At 43.4% G+C, this 19,064-nt stretch carries 20 protein-coding genes; 16 read left to right on the top strand and 4 right to left on the bottom strand.

Translation table 11 applies throughout. The features are described 5' to 3' along the window. Window positions 1-211 precede the first annotated feature (211 nt). Window positions 212-2,176 carry an ABC-F family ATP-binding cassette domain-containing protein gene (locus MKX59_RS21525; protein ID WP_069081003.1) on the bottom strand — a complete coding sequence of 655 codons (1,965 nt, stop codon included), beginning with the start codon at window positions 2,174-2,176 and terminating at the stop codon, window positions 212-214. A 270-nt stretch (window positions 2,177-2,446) separates the two neighbouring features. Between MKX59_RS21525 and MKX59_RS21520 the strand changes: the two genes are divergently transcribed. The 7 genes from MKX59_RS21520 to groL all read left to right on the top strand — a co-directional run bounded on the left by MKX59_RS21520 (window position 2,447) and on the right by groL (window position 7,801). After that, window positions 2,447-3,100, top strand: coding sequence for a 5-formyltetrahydrofolate cyclo-ligase (locus tag MKX59_RS21520; protein ID WP_076264371.1), 654 nt, complete (start codon window positions 2,447-2,449; stop codon window positions 3,098-3,100). Window positions 3,101-3,138: 38 nt separating this feature from the next. Continuing rightward, window positions 3,139-3,627, top strand: a complete 489-nt coding sequence (gene moaC / locus MKX59_RS21515) for a cyclic pyranopterin monophosphate synthase MoaC (protein WP_013309211.1) — start codon at window positions 3,139-3,141, stop codon at window positions 3,625-3,627. Between the two features lie 113 nt (window positions 3,628-3,740). After that, a complete protein-coding gene (locus tag MKX59_RS21510; protein ID WP_013309212.1) occupies window positions 3,741-4,223 on the top strand; it encodes a MogA/MoaB family molybdenum cofactor biosynthesis protein in 483 nt (160 codons plus the stop codon). 103 nt (window positions 4,224-4,326) lie between these two features. After that, window positions 4,327-4,578 (top strand): twin-arginine translocase TatA/TatE family subunit, encoded by a 252-nt coding sequence (locus MKX59_RS21505; RefSeq protein ID WP_013309213.1) that lies wholly within the window; start codon window positions 4,327-4,329, stop codon window positions 4,576-4,578. 111 nt (window positions 4,579-4,689) lie between these two features. Continuing rightward, the gene (gene tatC / locus MKX59_RS21500) at window positions 4,690-5,457 is read left to right on the top strand and encodes a twin-arginine translocase subunit TatC (protein ID WP_023987474.1); all 768 of its coding nucleotides are present in this window, start codon (window positions 4,690-4,692) and stop codon (window positions 5,455-5,457) included. A gap of 360 nt (window positions 5,458-5,817) precedes the next feature. Next, on the top strand, window positions 5,818-6,099 hold the full coding sequence (gene groES / locus MKX59_RS21495; protein WP_007429271.1) for a co-chaperone GroES: 282 nt from the start codon (window positions 5,818-5,820) through the stop codon (window positions 6,097-6,099). A gap of 73 nt (window positions 6,100-6,172) precedes the next feature. After that, window positions 6,173-7,801, top strand: a complete 1,629-nt coding sequence (gene groL / locus MKX59_RS21490; protein ID WP_013309215.1) for a chaperonin GroEL — start codon at window positions 6,173-6,175, stop codon at window positions 7,799-7,801. Window positions 7,802-7,900: 99 nt separating this feature from the next. Here the strand turns inward: groL and MKX59_RS21485 are convergent, their stop codons facing one another. Next, complete coding sequence (locus MKX59_RS21485) at window positions 7,901-8,623, bottom strand: site-specific integrase (protein ID WP_049828514.1); 723 nt, start codon at window positions 8,621-8,623, stop codon at window positions 7,901-7,903. A 658-nt stretch (window positions 8,624-9,281) separates the two neighbouring features. Between MKX59_RS21485 and MKX59_RS21480 the strand changes: the two genes are divergently transcribed. The 6 genes from MKX59_RS21480 to MKX59_RS21455 all read left to right on the top strand — a co-directional run bounded on the left by MKX59_RS21480 (window position 9,282) and on the right by MKX59_RS21455 (window position 13,838). Then, on the top strand, window positions 9,282-10,049 hold the full coding sequence (locus MKX59_RS21480; RefSeq protein WP_340858909.1) for a phage tail protein: 768 nt from the start codon (window positions 9,282-9,284) through the stop codon (window positions 10,047-10,049). A 14-nt stretch (window positions 10,050-10,063) separates the two neighbouring features. Further along, the gene (locus MKX59_RS21475) at window positions 10,064-10,711 is read left to right on the top strand and encodes a CD1375 family protein (RefSeq protein WP_069080999.1); all 648 of its coding nucleotides are present in this window, start codon (window positions 10,064-10,066) and stop codon (window positions 10,709-10,711) included. Window positions 10,712-10,788: 77 nt separating this feature from the next. After that, window positions 10,789-11,280 carry a phage holin family protein gene (locus tag MKX59_RS21470; protein ID WP_254347724.1) on the top strand — a complete coding sequence of 164 codons (492 nt, stop codon included), beginning with the start codon at window positions 10,789-10,791 and terminating at the stop codon, window positions 11,278-11,280. Then, window positions 11,234-12,013 (top strand): M15 family metallopeptidase, encoded by a 780-nt coding sequence (locus tag MKX59_RS21465; protein ID WP_069080998.1) that lies wholly within the window; start codon window positions 11,234-11,236, stop codon window positions 12,011-12,013. Before MKX59_RS21470 ends, MKX59_RS21465 begins: the two co-directional genes overlap by 47 nt. After that, a complete protein-coding gene (locus MKX59_RS21460; protein ID WP_226887785.1) occupies window positions 12,013-12,204 on the top strand; it encodes a hypothetical protein in 192 nt (63 codons plus the stop codon). Before MKX59_RS21465 ends, MKX59_RS21460 begins: the two co-directional genes overlap by 1 nt. A 218-nt stretch (window positions 12,205-12,422) precedes the next feature. Continuing rightward, entirely contained in the window at window positions 12,423-13,838 is a 1,416-nt protein-coding gene (locus MKX59_RS21455) for a helix-turn-helix transcriptional regulator (RefSeq protein WP_068939830.1), read from the top strand. Window positions 13,839-14,009: 171 nt separating this feature from the next. On the opposite strand, the gene MKX59_RS21450 is transcribed toward MKX59_RS21455, so the two are convergent. Beyond that, the gene (locus MKX59_RS21450; protein ID WP_028543072.1) at window positions 14,010-14,531 is read right to left on the bottom strand and encodes a DUF3231 family protein; all 522 of its coding nucleotides are present in this window, start codon (window positions 14,529-14,531) and stop codon (window positions 14,010-14,012) included. Window positions 14,532-14,682: 151 nt separating this feature from the next. Here MKX59_RS21450 and MKX59_RS21445 point away from each other — a divergent pair, with 151 nt between their 5' ends. Further along, complete coding sequence (locus MKX59_RS21445; protein ID WP_028543071.1) at window positions 14,683-14,928, top strand: WGxxGxxG family protein; 246 nt, start codon at window positions 14,683-14,685, stop codon at window positions 14,926-14,928. Window positions 14,929-15,390: 462 nt separating this feature from the next. Here the strand turns inward: MKX59_RS21445 and MKX59_RS21440 are convergent, their stop codons facing one another. Further along, window positions 15,391-16,512: an NADH-dependent flavin oxidoreductase gene (locus tag MKX59_RS21440; RefSeq protein WP_028543070.1), complete on the bottom strand. Its 1,122-nt coding sequence runs from the start codon at window positions 16,510-16,512 to the stop codon at window positions 15,391-15,393. 173 nt (window positions 16,513-16,685) lie between these two features. Here MKX59_RS21440 and MKX59_RS21435 point away from each other — a divergent pair, with 173 nt between their 5' ends. After that, window positions 16,686-17,108 carry a MerR family transcriptional regulator gene (locus MKX59_RS21435; RefSeq protein WP_068939836.1) on the top strand — a complete coding sequence of 141 codons (423 nt, stop codon included), beginning with the start codon at window positions 16,686-16,688 and terminating at the stop codon, window positions 17,106-17,108. Between the two features lie 1,038 nt (window positions 17,109-18,146). Beyond that, window positions 18,147-19,028 carry an AraC family transcriptional regulator gene (locus MKX59_RS21430; RefSeq protein WP_053324884.1) on the top strand — a complete coding sequence of 294 codons (882 nt, stop codon included), beginning with the start codon at window positions 18,147-18,149 and terminating at the stop codon, window positions 19,026-19,028. Window positions 19,029-19,064 lie beyond the last annotated feature (36 nt).

Here is a 19,064-nt window from a genome sequence, read left to right as displayed (position 1 = left end):
CTTTAGTTCTTGTGAAATCTGTGGATAATGTGGATAAAAGGGTGGATAAATTTGGTTTTCATTTGAAAACGGCTTTTTATCAATAAAAAAATGGCCCAAAAGGCCATTTTTCAATCTCATTCATACACATAAGCTGTGGATAATCTTGTGTACAAAAATACAAAAGAGGAAAATGTGAATTTTTTAAGGCTAAGATTTTATGCAGTAGTGTTTATTCTTCTAACAGCTCTTCCCAAGCGGTATAGGTTTCAGTCAATTCCTGTTTATGGGTGTCGAGTTGTGCCTGAATATTCTGAAGCGCTGTGTAATCCTGATAAATCTCAGGCAGGGTCATTTGTTCCTCCAGCCCTAAAATTTGTTCTTCCAGCGTTTTAATCTGGTTTTCCAATGCCTCCAGCTTGCGTTGACGGCTGCGTTCCTCGCTTTTGGCTTGTTTGTCCGCCGCATAGGTGGCGGCGCGTGATTTGGACGTGGTCTCGTCTGTCACGGATGCAGAGGCAGCCGATGTTTTGCCGCGTGTGGCCTGATTTGCCTCCAGAGCTTCCAACGCAATTTCCTCTAACTCCTGCTTTTTGGCTACATAGTCATCATAATTCCCCAGGAAATGTTCTATCCCTTCAGGATGCAGCTCGATGACACGTTCCGCCATTTTGTTCAGGAAATAACGGTCATGGGAAATGAACAACAGTGTACCGTCATAGTCCATCAAAGCTGCTTCCAGCACTTCCTTGCTAAACAAATCCAGATGGTTGGTAGGCTCATCTAGAATTAATACGTTGGCTTCGCGCAGCATGAGCTTGGCCAGAGAAACGCGGGCTTTTTCCCCTCCGCTTAATGCAGCTACTTTTTTCAGTACATCGTCACCGCTAAACAGGAAATTACCCAGCACTGTACGAATACGTGCTTCTTCCATATGAGGGTATTCGCTCCACAACTCCTCCAGTACGGTATTGGCGGGGTTCAGGTTCGTCTGCTCCTGGTCATACAGGCCGATTTTGATTTTTGTGCCCCAGTGGATGGAGCCAGCAGCAGGTTTAAGTGATCCGGTCAGACATTTGAGCAACGTCGATTTTCCGATCCCGTTCGGACCAATCAGTGCCACGGTATCTCCACGTTTTAAGTCGAACGATGCGTGCTGGAATAAAGGCTTTTTACCTTCATACCCCACAGAGAGGTCACGTACCTCCAGCACTTCCTTACCTGACATATGGGCTGTTTCAAAGGAAAAATGAGCCTTTTTCAAGTCTCCCATGGGCCGATCCATACGCTCCATTTTATCTAACTGCTTGCGCCGACTTTGAGCGCGTTTGGTCGTGGAAGCCCGTACGATATTACGTTGTACGAATGCTTCTAAACGGGCAATTTCTCCTTGCTGCTTTTCGTAATGTTTCAGGTTCGTTTCGTACTCGGCAGCCTTCAACTCCATGTAGCGGCTGTAGTTGCCTGTATATCGGGTAGAACGATGGCGTTCGATTTCAATAATCGTCGTTACCAGTCGGTCCAGAAAATAACGGTCATGTGATACAACCAGCAGAGAACCGGAGTAGCCGCGCAAATAGTCCTCCAACCAGGTCAGTGTTTGAATATCCAGATAGTTGGTAGGCTCATCGAGCATAAGGACATCTGGGGCGAGCAGTAGGATGCGTGCTAGCGCAAGCCGGGTTTTCTGTCCTCCGCTCAGAGTAGCTACAGGCGTCTCAGGTGCAAATGAACCAAAGCCCATGCCGTGCAGCACGCTGCGAATACGGGTCTCCATTTCATAACCACCGTGATCCTTGAACCAGTCTGAACGACGTGCATAGCGTTCCAGCAGATCTGCGTAGCGTTTTTCGTTTTGAGCATTGGCCAGGTCAGCGATGTCCTGTTCCATTTGCCGCAGTTCCCGTTCCGCTTCAATCAGGGGAGTGAACACCAGCATCATTTCCCCCCAGATAGAACGATCAGAATTCAAACCGCTGTTTTGCGCCAGATAACCGATGCTGGTCTCCTTCGCCTTGAAAATTTGTCCACTGTCATAGGATATTTCACCAGCAATGATTTTGAGCAGGGTCGATTTGCCTGCACCGTTCACACCTACGAGTCCAATACGTTCACGTTCCAATATTTGAAGGTTAATCCCGTCCAGAACGGGCTCAATTCCATAGGATTTAGTAATTCCGGTTACTTGCAATAGCATAGCGTATCGTTCCTCCATTACATTTTGCACAGTTCTACCTGCTTTCTTCGCAGGTACCTTCCTTCCAGTTTACATGAAATTACCCACTATTGCACTGCTTTCACCCTGTAAACCCTTGAGCCGCGTGTAGTCAATTTGTATAAACAATGATAAACTTAAACGAGAAGTGAAAAAGAATGAAAAAAACTTGCAACGTACAGCACTTACTGACAAATGGGACAATAGCAACGTTTTAAAGATTATCGACGATTGTGCGGGAGGGCGGATGTGATGGATGTCTGTGATGTGAAGAACGCGCTGCGTTTGCAGCAACGGGAAGCGCGTGACTCCATGGACCCGCTGACAAGGCAGAAGGCATCGGCTGTGGCCTGTCGGCATGCAATCGAGGCATGGGAGCAGCTTAGAATAGACAGAAACGGAGATAAGCTAACATTATTTAGTTATCTCTCTTTTGGCAGCGAGATTTCGACGACCCCCCTCATTGAGCATTGCTGGTCACAGGGAGATCGTGTCCTGGCCCCAAGAGTGGATCCGGTAACCCGGACTATGGAGCTGAGGGAGATGGATCAGTACGGAGATATTGTACCCGGTATCTGGAACATCCCTGAGCCTGCTTTGACATGCAAGGAATGGTTGCCTGAAATGTGGGCGGGAATTGACTGGGTTGTTGTGCCTGGCTTGGCCTTTGATCGACGTGGGGGCAGGATTGGTTACGGCGGAGGCTATTATGACCGCTTTACCGTACAGGTAGAGGCAGAGAAGCGTAACAACAGCCACGTAGGTCCGCTTTATGTCTCGCTGCTGCTGCCGGGACAATTGCTGACACAGGTGCCCATGGAGCCAAGTGATTTGCGAGTGGACGTGCTGTTTACTCTGGATGGACGCTTAGATTGTGATTATGCAAAATTGACAAATGATGAATGAAGTAAAGTTGGGTATGTGAAAGGAGCTGTGAGGGAGTCGTGGATTCCTTTACTCATTTTAACGAACAGGGACGGGCTCGGATGGTAGATATTTCGGGTAAAACGTCTACGATTCGTACAGCAGTTGCCGTGACTCAGATTACGATGAATCCGGCTACATTGACGGCTGTAAAAGAAGGAAGAATCGGCAAGGGTGATGTTCTTGCTGTGGCCCAGGTCGCAGGGATTCAAGGTGCGAAAAAAACGTCAGACTGGATACCGATGTGTCATCCACTGGCCCTGACAGGCGTGAACATTACTTTTTCCGATAATGGACATGATGTGCTTCATATTGAAGTTGAAGTGAAGACCGAAGGTAAAACAGGTGTAGAAATGGAAGCTTTGACAGCGGCTTCAGCCGCAGCGTTAACCGTGTATGATATGTGCAAGGCGCTGCAAAAAGATATGATCATCGGCCCTACCATGCTGCAATCCAAAACAGGTGGCAAGCATGGGGATTTTCAAAGGGAGGACCACCGGGAACCTTGACATAGACAACATTGTCGCCGAGAGGGTACTGTGATGTGATGGAGGATGCAGCGTGGCTGTTTCTGATTTTCAGAAGAGAAAGTATTCTTTCATGATAGGAGAAGGGTGATCTTATGGTGTGGAAAACGGCGATCCTAACAGCCAGTGATAAAGGGGCAAGGGGAGAGCGTGAGGATACAAGCGCACAGGTCATCCGGGAACTCATCGAAGAAGAACTGGGCGGAGAGATTGTGGAATACCGGATCGTTCCCGATGAACCGGATGAAATTATTGCAGCTTTAATCGAAATGACCGATTATTTTCATGCAGACCTGGTACTAACTACGGGCGGAACTGAGCTGGCGATCCGTGATGTGACACCCGAGGCGACTAGGCGGGTAGTGGAACGGGAAGTGCCAGGCATGGCGGAAGCCATGAGAATGATCGTGATGCAGAAAAATCCAGCGGCTATGCTATTCCGTGGAATCGTGGGAATACGCGGACGTACACTGATCGTCAATTTGCCAGGAACACCCAAAGGTGTGCATGAAAATTTGGCAGCGATAATGGACCAACTTCCAGAAGCGTTGCTTATGGTGACAGGCCAGTTCCGGTAGAAGGCAGCACATCGTGTGTGGTATGATACCTATAAGAATTTATAAGGCCGTATACGGGCAAAGATTCTTATTTTGTCCGTCAACATAAGGAGGATTACTACACATGCCCAATATTGGAGCACCGGGTTATATTTTGTTGATTATTCTGGCGCTGCTGTTATTTGGTCCGAACAAGCTGCCTGAGCTGGGTCGAGCTGTAGGGCGTACATTCCGTGAGTTTAAAAACGGGGCACGCGATATTTTATCAGAAGATGAACGGACTGAGCGTAAAGACAGCAAAGATAGTGTGGTCAAAGCATCACAAACGACGTCTTCAGAAGTTCAACCTCAGCCTGAGGATAAACGCTTGTCATAGATTTAGTTATAATTCTTGATGCTTGTACAATAAACAAGAGCCTCTTCTTCAGTGAAGGGCTTTATTTTTTAGGAGGCGCTGCTGCGTTCCGTTCAGAAAGGAGGAATGGACTTGACCCCATCAGAGCATGAAATGCCGTTAATGGAACATCTGGGAGAGCTTCGCCGCAGAATTATTTATGTGCTAATTGTATTTGTATTGGCACTGGCTGGTGGTCTGTTCGCGGCGGGTTCTGTCTATGACTGGCTTATTCGCTCCGGTTCGGCGCAAGCTTTTCAGTTAAACGCGTTTTCCTTTTGGGACGGGATTGGTATCTACATGAAGATCGCCATGATCATCGGGATTGCGGTGGCGCTACCGTTTGCCTGCTACCAACTGTGGAAGTTTGTCAGCCCGGGCTTAAGACCGCAAGAACGGAGTGCGACTTTGCGGTATGTGCCTTATGTGCTGCTTTTGTTCATCATTGGGGCAGCTTTTGCTTATTTCATTATTTTCCCAATGGCGATTCAGTTTACATCGTCTGTCACCAAAAGTATGGGATTACAGGAAACGTACGGGATCGCACAATATTTCACCTTTATGTTTAATATTGTACTGCCTGTAGCGCTGTTGTTTGAGCTCCCACTGCTTATCATGTTTCTGACGGGGATTCATGTTATAACACCAATGCGGCTTCGCAAATGGCGGAAGATTTCTTATTTTCTGCTTGTGTTCGTCGCGGTTGTCATTACTCCGCCGGACTTTATTTCCGATTTTTTGGTGGCGATTCCGTTGCTGGTGCTATATGAAGTGAGCGTGTATTTGTCTTCGGTCGTGTACCGCAGGCAGCTGCGTGCGCAGGAGGAACGTGAGGCCCAGTTGCGTGTAGCTTCGGAATAATAAGGCAGGACCTGAATGGCTCAGTAAACAATTTATTCGGGTCCGCGCTACATGACAACTTGCAGATAATGAATAGCATTTGTATATCATAACTATTTACAGAGTATGAACAGCAGCAGCTTAGCTGCCTTAAAAGTAACCATTAGCCTTGGGTTAACGGTTATTTTTCAGATAGATGGATATAATCGGGAAGGGCTGTCCATAAAAATTCCCATAAAAAATACATTAGGGACTTGAAATTCAATCTCAAGTTGAGTATCATAAAGTTGGTTGTTAGCACTGACGACTGTCGAGTGCTAATACATACAACATAACAACCAAATTACAGGATAAAACACTTAATAAGGAGGCTATTTTTTCATGATCAAACCTTTGGGTGAACGCGTATTGGTGGAAGCAATTGAGCAAGAGACAACGACTTCCTTCGGGATCGTACTTCCTGACTCTGCCAAGGAAAAGCCGCAAGAAGGCAAAATTATCGCGGTTGGCGCAGGCGCATTGAAAGACGGTGCCCGTATTCCTCTGGAAGTAAAAGAAGGCGACCGTGTCATTTTCTCTAAATACGCTGGAACGGAAATCAAATATGAAGGTAAAGAATATTTGATTATGAAAGAAAGCGATATCCACGCGATCATCGGTTAACCGGAACCCGGACAAGACCTGAATATAGGAATTGAAACAAATCATTCATAATCCATAGGGAGGTTTATCACAAATGGCTAAAGATATTAAATTTAGTGAAGACGCTCGTCGCTCTATGCTGCGCGGGGTTGACGCATTGGCTAACGCTGTTAAAGTAACACTCGGACCGAAAGGCCGTAACGTTGTACTGGAGAAAAAATTCGGTAGCCCGCTCATCACCAATGACGGTGTAACGATTGCAAAAGAAATCGAGCTGGAAGATGCGTTCGAAAACATGGGCGCTCAACTGGTTAAAGAAGTAGCAACCAAAACGAACGATGTAGCTGGTGATGGTACGACTACTGCTACTGTTTTGGCTCAAGCCCTCATCACAGAAGGTCTGAAAAACGTAACTGCTGGCGCAAGCCCAATCGGTATCCGTAAAGGGATCGACAAAGCGGTTAAAGCAGCTGTTGCTGAACTGCAAGCCATCTCCAAACCAATCGAAAGCAAACAATCCATTGCTCAAGTAGCTGGTATTTCCGCTGCTGATGATGAAGTAGGCGAACTGATCGCTGAAGCTATGGAAAAAGTGGGCAAAGACGGTGTAATCACTGTTGAAGAATCCCGCGGTTTTGCAACAGAGCTGGAAGTCGTTGAAGGTATGCAATTTGACCGTGGCTACATTTCCCCGTACATGATTACAGATACGGACAAAATGGAAGCTGTACTGGACAATCCGTATATCCTGATCACAGACAAAAAAATCACAAACACACAAGAAATCCTGCCATTGCTTGAAAAAATCGTACAACAAGGCAAGCCACTCGTTCTGATCGCTGAAGACATCGAAGGCGAAGCGCTGGCTATGCTCGTTGTCAACAAACTGCGTGGTACATTCAACGCTGTAGCTGTTAAAGCTCCAGGCTTTGGTGACCGTCGTAAAGCAATGCTGCAAGATATCGCTGCCCTGACAGGCGGTCAAGTGATCACGGAAGAACTGGGTCTGGACCTGAAAACAGCTTCCGTAGACCAACTGGGTACAGCACGTCAAGTGCGTATCACAAAAGAAAATACGATTGTGGTTGACGGTGCTGGAAACAAAGCCGACATCGACGCTCGTGTTAGTCAAATCCGTACGCAACTGGAAGAAACCACTTCCGAGTTCGACAAAGAGAAACTGCAAGAGCGTCTGGCTAAATTGTCCGGCGGCGTAGCAGTCATCAAAGTCGGTGCGGCAACTGAAACAGAATTGAAAGAACGCAAACTGCGCATCGAAGATGCCCTGAACGCAACCCGTGCTGCGGTTGAAGAAGGTATCGTATCCGGTGGTGGTGTAGCGCTCCTGAACGTATACAAAGCAGTTGCAGCTGTTGAACTGCAAGGCGACGAGCAAACAGGCGTGAACATCGTGTTGCGCGCTCTGGAAGCTCCAATCCGCACCATCGCTGCTAATGCAGGTGAAGAAGGCTCTGTAATCGTTGAGCGTCTGAAACGCGAAGAAGTTGGCGTAGGCTTTAACGCAGCTACTGGCGACTGGGTAAACATGATCGACGCTGGTATCGTTGACCCTGCAAAAGTAACTCGCTATGCATTGCAAAACGCTGCTTCCGTAGCAGCAATGTTCCTGACTACCGAAGCGGTTATCGCTGACAAGCCAGAACCAGAAAAGGCTGCAATGCCTGACATGGGCGGAATGGGTGGAATGGGCGGCATGATGTAACAAAGGGTATCAAAACCCTGTAATACCGCTATTTAAAAGGCTCCCGAGAGGGAGCCCTTTTCTATAAAATCACATAAAAATCACATTCTCTGCACGGAGTCAGATTTGAAGGATGTCGGAAAAGTGATTTTTAATCTTTTCATTGGCATCTTTCTTCATTTTTTCTGTGACGTGTGTGTAGATTTTAAGTGTAGTTTTTGCGTCATCATGGCCAACTCTCTTCATGATTGTTTTGAGATCGACTTCAGCTTCAGTCAGCATTGATATATGGGTGTGCCGAAAAATGTGAGGAGTTGCTTTCTTTGTAATGGAGGTCTTCTTGAGAATGCGTTCCATTCGGATTAATATATTTTTCTGAATGAGCGGGTAGCCATTCTTGTGAGCAAAAACAAAGTTGTTTTCATGATAGTCAGTAAATAATTTTTTGTATTCAAGTCTGAGCGTTCGCTGTTTAACAATGTGTTCTTGAAGCAAATTCATAACAATATCAATTACATTAAATTTACGAATAGATCCTGTAGATTTGGGTGGAGTTAGAGTGTATTTACGCATGTTATTATCAGGATTGTAAAGTGTTTTGGTTATTCGTAACTCATTTAACTCAAAGTTAAAATCCGTATCTTTTAAAGCACAGAGTTCCCCAGATCGCATCCCTGAAAAGGCAAGCAAGTGAAAGATTTCAATGTCACAAGGTAAACCGTGTTCTTTCACTGCATTTAAAAATTCAGCCAGCTCATGTTTTTCTAAGTAACCATCCTCGATTGTACTATTTTCAATGCCTCTACCGTCAGCATTTTCGCCGGAATAATTGCACCCGAACATGGATTATCCAATCTCATTTTGTTTTTTATTGCATATTTCATGATCATATTCGCAGTTACGTGAACGCCCTCAATGGTTGTCCTGGCATACTCTTGATCATCTAAATCGTTTAAGATGTGCTGATGCTGTTTATGTGTAACCTTGTCTATTATGACCTTTGGAATATACCTCAATAGGATTTTAATTTCTTTTTCTCTAACTCTAACGGTACTTTTTTTCACCTTGCCTTTTGAATAGGTCTTCAGCCAGTCCCAAGGTTGAAAATCATGTGCTGTTTTGGGACGAACATATGAATGTGTTCCAGATCAACAAACATTATGATATGTGGGCTGTAGATGTACGCTTTACGAAAACGATCAGGCTTTGGACGAGGCTATTAAAAATATAGGTAGACGAAGCCACCACTACAGTTAAGGGTATCGTCCGACTTAGCGCAGATTATAAATCAATTTCTCCTTTGACTGTACCGACCAGCAAAGCTCTTTCCGATCTTTACAGCATATCTTTCGTAGACAGAGGCAAACCGTTTTCGGTCGACTGGAATTTTATCATTCTGCCCGGAACGCACAGGATTGACGTCGCTTCTTTAAACCCAGCTTCGGATCACAGTCTGCCGGGGGCTAACCCTAAAGGCGTTCTTTTTGTAGGATCTGTCACAGTGGAAGAAGGCATGACACTCGTCCACCTTTATATTGATGAAACTGGCGGGGTATACAAACGGGTTAGAACAGTCGCTGGAGTGTGGCTGCCTTGGGACGGATTAGCCAGCAAGAATCATACACATTCTGCGTCCGATCTGCCTTCCGCTACTACGCAAGCACGTGGCGTTACAATACTCGATACTTCAGTAACCAGTGATGCTAAAGATCGGGCGTCTACACCAAGCGCTACTAAACAGGCGTATGACCGAGCGAATGAAGCATACAGCCTGGCAGACCAAGCTTTTACGCAAGCCGTTGATCTTAAAAATAAAATTGTGGGCGCGATCAACGGCAAGTTTGGAGGCGCCAGTCCCGACATGAACAGCGATCAGATAGCGGCAGTAATCACAAATGCATCTGTAAAACGATTCGCAAGAGGCTCATTTAACGGTCAATCGGCAGGGGCGCCCAATTATAGTAGTGGAGCTACTATGAGTCTTTCCGTTAATAATATGGGTTTTTCTCCAAGTCGTATATCCGTTCGCTTTAAACTGAAAGACAACGGAAACGTTTTGTATTTGGAATGTTTTTCAACCGCATCCGTACCACAATCAGACGGAACATGGGCTCTATACGGACGTTTTAACAACTATATTAGTATGTATAATTTAACGAAACAGCCATGCGGTTTTACTGCTACGGTAGAAACTAGCAACATACGAGAATACGCTGGGGGTTCACCAATAGCATACATTGAGGCTCATGAATGGTTTGCATACGAATAAATGGAGGGATAATAATGGCTGAAATTGGTTCAAAAGTATTCTGGTGCAAGGCCTCTGGCGAAGTGATTTTTGTAACACCGGAGTCGGCAGGCGATGTAGTTGTAACAACTGCGGAAGATGATGCAGCTTTCTATCCGCAGTTGCGCGATTACGATTTCGATAAGCTAGGCGTGATCCAACTCGGGTATCAACAGCACAAACAAGACTTCGAACAGGCCATATCTTATTGGGTCAATCCCGCTACTCAAAAGTTAGAGTTTAAATACAAAGATAGTGCTACCACAGAACCGATTTTTCAAAAGCCCTTAACGGAGCGGGTAGCAGAACTTAAACTGGCTGATTTGGACAACAAAGAAGCCATAGCCGGGCTTATCTTATCCAGCTCGTTATGGAACAAAGCAATGTTACCTAGAATCCGGGATCGGGTTCTATTTTTTATTCTCATGCAGCTCATGAAGGGAGGTGATAGCATGAATGAGCAGATTAAAAAAGCTTTTGCGACCACACTTGTACATCTTATCCTCGCTGGCCGTCGTACAATCGAGGACGTACCAGCCGGATTGCAGGATCAGGTTAAAGCAGACTTGGGCATTACTGAGCCTGCGCATGTGACTCCAGCAGCTACACAGGCGGCAGAACAATCAACAGAACTAGAAGCGTAAGGGGCGTATCCAATCGGATGCGCTATTTCTTTGCCCTCGGAGTGGTCGGGGGCTTTATTTTTAAGGGGGAAAAGGTAGTGAGCCAAATTAAAATGTTTGGCAGCACCGTATGGACCGCAATGGTCGGGGCATCGGAAAAGGAAGCGGCGGCAGGGGGAGTGACTGCGCTGACTGGTCTGATTGTTACATTTTTGGGTGGGTGGGACAAGCCGTTTCAGGTGCTGCTTACGATGATGGTATTGGATTATATTTTTGGAGTAGCCGCAGCTATTAGAAACAAAAAAATGGACAGCGATGTGATGTTTTGGGGAGGCATTCGAAAGGCTACGGTTTTGACGGTGGTGGGATTGTCTGCACAATTGGACAATTGGCTACAACCAGGCGCACCGATCTTCCGGACGGCGGCTATTTACTTCTACGCTGGCCGTGAAGGACTTTCCTTGGCCGAGAACTGGGGAGCAATGGGAATTCCATTGCCGTTCAAGCTTAAAAATTTCTTGCAACAGTTGAAAGAGAAAGGAGATGACAAAGGTGCTGACGATGGAACAGATACAAAAAAAGTCTCTTAATCGACTTGTCGGGCTGAATCCAGTTTTTAAAATTGTAATGGAAAAATTAATTGAGCGCTGCTATGCCCGTGGTGTTTGGATAGTAATTACTCAAGGATTCCGCACGTATGCGGAACAGGACGAACTCTATGCCCAAGGACGGAATGGAGATAAGCGTCCCAAAGTAACAAAAGCCAGGGGCGGATATAGCAATCATAACTTTGGGTTTGCAGCCGATTTCGCTCTGCTGTTACGAGATGGCCGCACAGTTTCCTGGGACACGCTGAAGGATGATGATAAGGATTCCCTTCCAGACTGGTCGGAAGTGGTTGAGGAAGTGAAGAAACTAGGGCTTGAGTGGGGAGGAGACTGGCGCAGCTTTAAGGACATGCCCCACCTGCAGATGGTCTTTGGAATCACGACGGCTCAATTTCGGGCGGGCAAGCACCCAACTCAAGCGCAGCTTAATGCAGCTTTAGCTAAGTTTAATAAATTGGAGGATGAACCTATGACAGCAGAAGAAAAAGCAGCGTTTAAAGCGTTGCAAAACACTGTACAGAAGCAAGCTGACCGTATCAAGACGTTAGAGACAACAGCTAAACAGCCTAAAGTACCTGCATGGGCAGAGCAAGCCTGTATCAACGCCAAGGCCGTAGGGGTACTGGACACGGCGAATGACGGTAGCTACGACTTTTATCGCATGGTCACGCTGCTTGACCGAGCTGGAGTATTCAAAAGGGGAGGTGTCGCATAATGACAGATTGGAAACGTAAATTGTCCAGTCGTAAGTTTTGGGCGTTGCTGGCCGCACTGCTCACGAGCTTGCTCACTGCTTTTGGTGCAAACAATGACACGGTTATTCAAGTAACCCGGCGTTATCGGTGCATTCGGCGCAGTGATTGCTTACATTCTGGCGGAGGCTTATGTAGATGGCAAGTCGACTGACAGTCCAACTAATGAGGAATAATTACAGGCGTTTGGGAATACGAAACACCCTGCTGGCTTAATGCCGGCGGGGTGTTTTTTTGTTTGTAGGAGTGCTCTTATGACAAACGTGGCTTTCCACATGATTCGCAAAAAAAGATTGACAACTGTTAAATGCTGGACAAAAATAGTAAATGATTATAAAATACTGGAATTTTTATGCGAGGGGTTGCTATGATATGAAGCATACACCTACGATTCGAGCAGAATTAGACAGATACCTACAACAAGAAGGATTGAGTTTAACACAATTTGGTCATATTGCGGATATGAATAGGGGAGCAGTAAGTGCTATCGTGACAGGAAACAAGCCTTTGTCTGTTAACCAACTGGATCGAATTACTGAGGCTATGGGTTTACCGGAAGGTCACTTTTATGACTTGTTCATAGAAAACTACATCATCGACCATCCTCCGAATATGAGGCGAATCGAGCCATTTTTGTATCGCTGTGCGGAATTGGACAAGCTGGGTGTGATCCGTAGAGTGGTGGGAGCTATCATGGACAATCTACTGTATTCGCCCAAACTATTTGAAATTGCAGAAGAATTGTTGTCGCAGGAACGACATGCGGCTGCATTGCTGCTCTATGAGGGGGTAGCTGAAGCGGAAAAATATCAACATTCAGAACGATTGGCAGTCTGTCAGTATCGTATATTTACGATTCAAGTTGGAGACGATCAAAGCCGTAATCTCAAGGCAGCAACGCTATTTGAACCCTTCGTGGAACGTCTGGATGAAATAGAACAGCTTGACGCACTGAAGGATTTAGCTAACGTGTACAGGTCTTTGCGTAAATGGGACAAGGTTGAGGAAGTAGCAAGAATAATGAGAGTTAAAGCGGAAATTCAATATACTTTGAAGCATGAACAGAAGAGTCGAGAGCGTAATGAATCTACTAAGAAACTAACTCGTCCCTTGTTTGTATACATTTCCTATTCTGACCTGCTGTGTGCAAGTGTCTATGAAGCCCAAGGCGATTATCAACAAGCTCTACAATATACATACGCCTATGCTAATTTAGATTGGGTCAAAGAGACAGATGAGAACACCCAACATTGGGTCAAGTTGTTTCAACACTGGGTGCAAGCTAACGTTATTGTGAATAAGCTTTTATCTGGAGATATAAAAGTGTTACAAGATTATGTTGAATATATTGATGCGGCGGAGGATACAACTCAAGAAGATAGGGTTATTCAACTGCTGAATATTATGATAGCGGCGAACCGATATAAGATCAACGTTAATGATATAATTAAACGGTTTGAAACAGACATTGCATCATTATCGCAACACTCATCAAGTGATATGTATACTCAACAAGTGGTACCTGATTATTTTGCGTGGTGTGGTTACGAATTAGCCTACTATTACTTAAATCAGGGCATTTACAGTGATGGTTTTAAACATTTGATGTATTCATTGGTAAGTTATCATACACTAAATAATGAGACTTATTTTATAAATTGTATGGGTTTGTTTTTGCATTTCAAGGATTATGCGGCTCCTGAAACCAAAGCAGATTTTTTAAATCTTATTGAAAAGGTGTGGATGAACAATGTTAAAAAAAATGGTTCTCCTGATCGTCGCGGCTAGCTTTTTGTTTATTGTTACTGTACCTGTTCACTCGCATGATATACAGCCACAAGTACAGCATGGAGGTGCTTAAACGTAAGCAAAGCAAATCCCCGCTAACCTTTAATTGGTCGGCGGGGATTTTTGTTGAACAATCTAAGGAACAGTGTGTTGAAGAATCGTACAGTAAATTTAGGCTTTAACTGGTTCAGGTCTTTTTAATTGAAGAGGGGGAGGTATTAACCAACCCTTTTTTTTGTTCATTTTTAGAATACGAACTCCTAAAGCAGTCTTAGTTAGATGATATTTCGCAAATAAAGCCCCGATGTCTTCTTTAATGGATTGACCCATAGCTTGGCTGCAAGATGTCAATCCTACAGAGGTATCTAATGCTATTTTAGCTGCAATTTCGGGATCAGTAAACCTTGCACCAGCCGGGATATCCTCAAGTTTCACAGGGGGTCTTTCAGGCAAAATAGGAGCTGGGGCAATACCATTATCAGTAAGCATTGCATCGCATTCTTGGATTTCCAGTTTAGCTTGATCAATAAGATCATCCAGTATTTTTTTGAGTTCTTTGTCTCCAGCGTGGTTTAAACATGCTTGGTAAAATGAAACGCTTCCTTTCGCTAACGCTGAAAACTGCCACACACTATAAATTTCTCCGTAATGCATGGGCTCGTCTTTTGGATTCCCGCTTAGGATACCCGTTATAAAAAACCACTCCTTGCTTATTTTAATGGTGTACAAATTTATGATTCCCAGTAGTGAAGATTTAATGTGTGTATACCAAATATGTTCTACTGGGCATATTAAATACATTAAAAACTGATTGGAAACACAAATTTAAAGGAGTGGTTTAGGTATGTTGAAAAAAATGAAGATAATGGTTGTTGTTGCATTAATGATTTCAAGTTTTGGATCGGTAGTAGCATTTGCTGAAAACAGTGAAACCAATATGGGCACAAACGACAATGGTAGAACACAAATGCTGACCACTAATAATAATGATGATGACGATAATGTTAATTGGGGATGGCTTGGTCTGTTAGGATTAATTGGATTGGCAGGCTTAAGACGTCGCGACCATGAAAACCACAAAAAAAGATAATCGTAAATACAACTCAAAAACACCTTAACAATCCCCGCTAACCTTAACTGGTCGGCGGGGATTGTTTTTAATTAAACTATTTGCTGCTAAGTCTGAATATGTCGAAAGTCGTTTATTGTACACCTTTTTGTAAGGCGCTTTACGTGTATTCTGAAACCATCCCCAGTACGTGGCATCTGTTCTGAGGAAATGAAGTCTTAGAATAACGAATACGTCATTAAGCTAACGGGCATTTTAACGCAACAATATTCTGGAGCGGTAGCCTTAGATCAGGTTATTTAACGCCCTCTATTTGCAAAGGCCTTCAAGATCGAAATATACGCGGTATGTGTGTCCGCAACAGCAAGAATTGCCCTACCGAACTACGGATGGACGGAGCACCTTAGAATCAGCAAAAGAAACCCGAAGTCTCATAAAAGACTTGGGTTTCTCGTCAATCTGAGTAGCCTTTAGGACTACTCTTTATTTACTAATATTAAACCAACCTGGCATTACTTGAAATACATTCCAAAGTTTTTCTGGAATATTAAGCTGGTCGAGTTTCGAAACGTTCAATTCAGAATCTACCTCGGCATCACGTCCATTTGCGACCTTTTCAACCCAATTAGGATCCATAATTAACGCATGCCCAATGGCGACTAGCGGCAAACCTAATTCCATAGCTTTAAGAGCATCATCCGGTGTTATTATGGAACCAGCAGCCATCACAGGTACCTTACCGTTTGCTCTTTCAAGAATTAATTCAAGTCGTGTTTTTTCATCTTGACTATCTACTGGCTTTGAAGACACATTATCCAATGAAGCATGTATATAATCTAAATCCTGTCCAACAAGGAAATCAATTAATTCATACGTGTCTTTCATACGTAATCCGTCCACTTTGGAGGATTCTTCAGGAGAAAGTCGGAATCCTATAATGAATGGTTTTGTAGCATGTTTTTCAATGACATTTTTGATTTCTTCAATAATCGCCAACGGAAAACGCAAGCGATTTTCAAGTGATCCTCCCCATTGGTCCGTCCGTTGATTTGTCGCTGGCGACCAAAAATTCTGAATTAAAAATCCATGAGCCCCATGAATTTCGACGCCATCAAATCCGGCTTCAATTGCTCGTCTTGTTGTGTCCCCAAAAGCACGTACAATCGACAAGATCTCCTCATGTGATAGTTCTCTTGTTTCTGAAGTTGAACCTAAATTAGTAACTTCGGGTTGCAATGCACTCGCACTAACTACATCCAATCCAGGCACGGCTTTATTGCCAGCATGGAAAATCTGTAGGATCGCAGGAGCGCCTCCACTTTTCGCTGCCTCAGCTAATTTTCGTAAACTTGGAGTAAATTCATCATTGTACCCAGCGAATTCATTCGTAAAACCCTGCCCATTAGGTGTAACATGAGTACACCCTGTAATGACGAGTCCTACTCCATTCACTCTTTGTTTGTAATACTTTACTTCGTCATCCGAAATGGTAAGATCGTCATTACTTGACCAGGTTGTCATAGGTGCCATAACGATACTGTTCTTAATTGTTATTCCATTTCTGAATGTGAAGGATTCAAATAACCTACTGTATTTCTGATTCATTTCATTAACCTCGCTCTCATATTTTCTTTTCTATTTCAGTTTAATTGGTTGCTGTAACGGCAAGTCAAGTATTTATTTTTATATGATTAAATATAGATTTGTTGCGTTGTCATTCTCTTTATGATATTTTTTTAGTTACAGTAACTATAACTAAAAAAAAGGGGGGCAAGTAGATGTTGTATTCAATGACATATGTAGTGGAGAATTTAAATGTATCTGCAAAGACGCTTCGATTTTATGAAGAGCAAGGGATATTACCAAATATATCTCGTGACGAAAAAGGCCGTAGAGTTTATAGCAAACAACAAATAGATTGGATTTCTTTTATTCGTTGCCTCAAAGAGACAGGCATGCCTCTTTCAAAAATAAAGAATTACAAGGAACTTTATGAATCGGGAAATACTACCTATTTACAAAGAGAAGAAATGTTGATGCAGCATAAATTGGAAGTGCAGAAGAAAATTGACGAAAGTTTTAAACACTTAGAAGAAATAAACTATAAAATAGCCATGTATGAACTTCAGAAAGAAGAGGTTATGAAAAATCCCGACTATAACTTTAAATGTCACGGTATGGAGAGTAAAATAGTGAATTAATGTATTTAAGCTAACGGGACACGTTAGCTTAAATAAAAACAGTGGTGGTCTAGGGCTTTATTTTCTCGTCCATGGCTGCCGCTGTTTCAATTTTAGGGAGAGTCTAATACTCATTTTATTTTGGCTCACGATTTTCCTTCTCGACGGATGCCCACCATGAAGGAACTGGAGATAAAGACGCGGAGGCGTACAGAGAACATAAAAGTTATTTGTTTGCTTTAGAGCAAAATAACTATATTATGGGCCGGATAAGTCTACACTACGAGATATCGTCATTCTGGAGAGTTGGGAGCGGGATAGAGCATACCTATGCGGCCAAGAGAAGGTGAGATATTTTAGAAAATTAAATTCTCAGAAATATCATTGCTACTTTGTATACCCCATTATACAATTGTAAGGAAGTTGTTGATTAGAATGAATTATGTGGGGGGCAACATGGTTATTTGAATCACAAAAAATCACATGAAAAATCACAATTCCGGCGAATGAGGGCGGATGTAGATGAATAAAACTTTCTGAAGATAAGCCCAAACAAGCTATACAATAGATGATAAGTTTTACGACGTTCCTCTGCGAGAATCAATCAAAGATGGGCGGCATGATGTAATAGGTTTGAAAAAAACTTATGCATCAAGGGCTTCTATGATTAGACGCCCTGTTTGACCACATAGCGTAAAACAAAAGGCTGATTATGGACTCTCTCATAATCAGCCTTTTTAATGATCCAAAATGCAGTGTTATATAGATTTACACATGATCTATAAGGGTTTTTCGGTTCATTACATTTAAAATGAAAGCGTTGACATGTATTTCAACCCGCTATATACTTAGCTTAATTAAATGAATAGCTCTAGGATTGTTACTGTTACGCAGGCAAAACCTAAGGAACAAAATGTTAAGATCTAAGGATCTTATGTATTTTGTTATCTTAGGTTTTTTTGTTTATAGAGAGAGGAAGGTTAAATACAAGTGGTTTCGGCACTCTGCTGAAGCCATTTTCTTCTATTTATATGTTCACATCTGAGAGGAGCGACAAACTTGGAATACAAATATGAGCTGGTCCAGGCAGACAATCATTTTCCGTTAAAAATTATAGTTCATTCCTCAAATGAACCAGCGTACATACCTGGGCATTGGCACGACAGCATCGAAATATCCTATGTGCTTTCAGGAAGAATCGACCATATCTACATCGATGGCGCGAGTTATAGCTCCAAAGAAGGAGATATTTTGCTCATTAATTCGAATGCCATTCATTCCTTTTCTGTAGCTAAGGGAAAAGGGAGAGAGGCTATAACGGTTCTGATTCCTTCTGAATTTATTAGAGCAAATGTTAACGGCAGTGACCCGATTTCATTTGACTGCGTATCCATTTTTGAAACTAACGAGCAGAGATTACTGCATTTTGCGGAGCTGCGTGATTTGTTAAACACCTTATTTGTGGCTTATCTCAACCGGCATAATGACCCTTTAGCGCATATCCATTTAACGTCATTATCTTATAAACTGGTGTATCTGTTATTAATGCATTTTAAAATGGATCATGAATCTATCCGTGGCTTTAACTCCGATAAATATTTGGAGCGGCTGACGTTGATAACCGATTATATCAAAAAGAATTACGATCAAAGCTTATCCTTGGATTCGATAGCTCAGGTTTTTGGGTTGTCTCCCGAATATTTGTCCCGGTTTTTTGTGAAGCATGTAGGGATGACCTTATTTCAATATATCAATGCCATCCGTCTGGAGAGATCTTTTCGAGCTCTCATGAATACGGATCATTCCATCATACAAATTGCGCTGGAGCACGGATTTCCGAACGAGAAGTCTTTTGCCAGGGTATTTAAAAAGGTTTATCAGGCAACACCGCATCAATATCGAAAAGAGAACAAGGGGTATTCTGGAGCAAGGAGTCAGTAATTGACCTGAATTAGGCTAATAAAAGACAGGATACAA

Origin of the sequence: Paenibacillus sp. FSL R7-0340, from assembly GCF_038002205.1 — a bacterium.
Lineage (GTDB): Bacteria > Bacillota > Bacilli > Paenibacillales > Paenibacillaceae > Paenibacillus > Paenibacillus polymyxa_B.
This window is presented reverse-complemented; position numbering and strand designations above follow the sequence as displayed.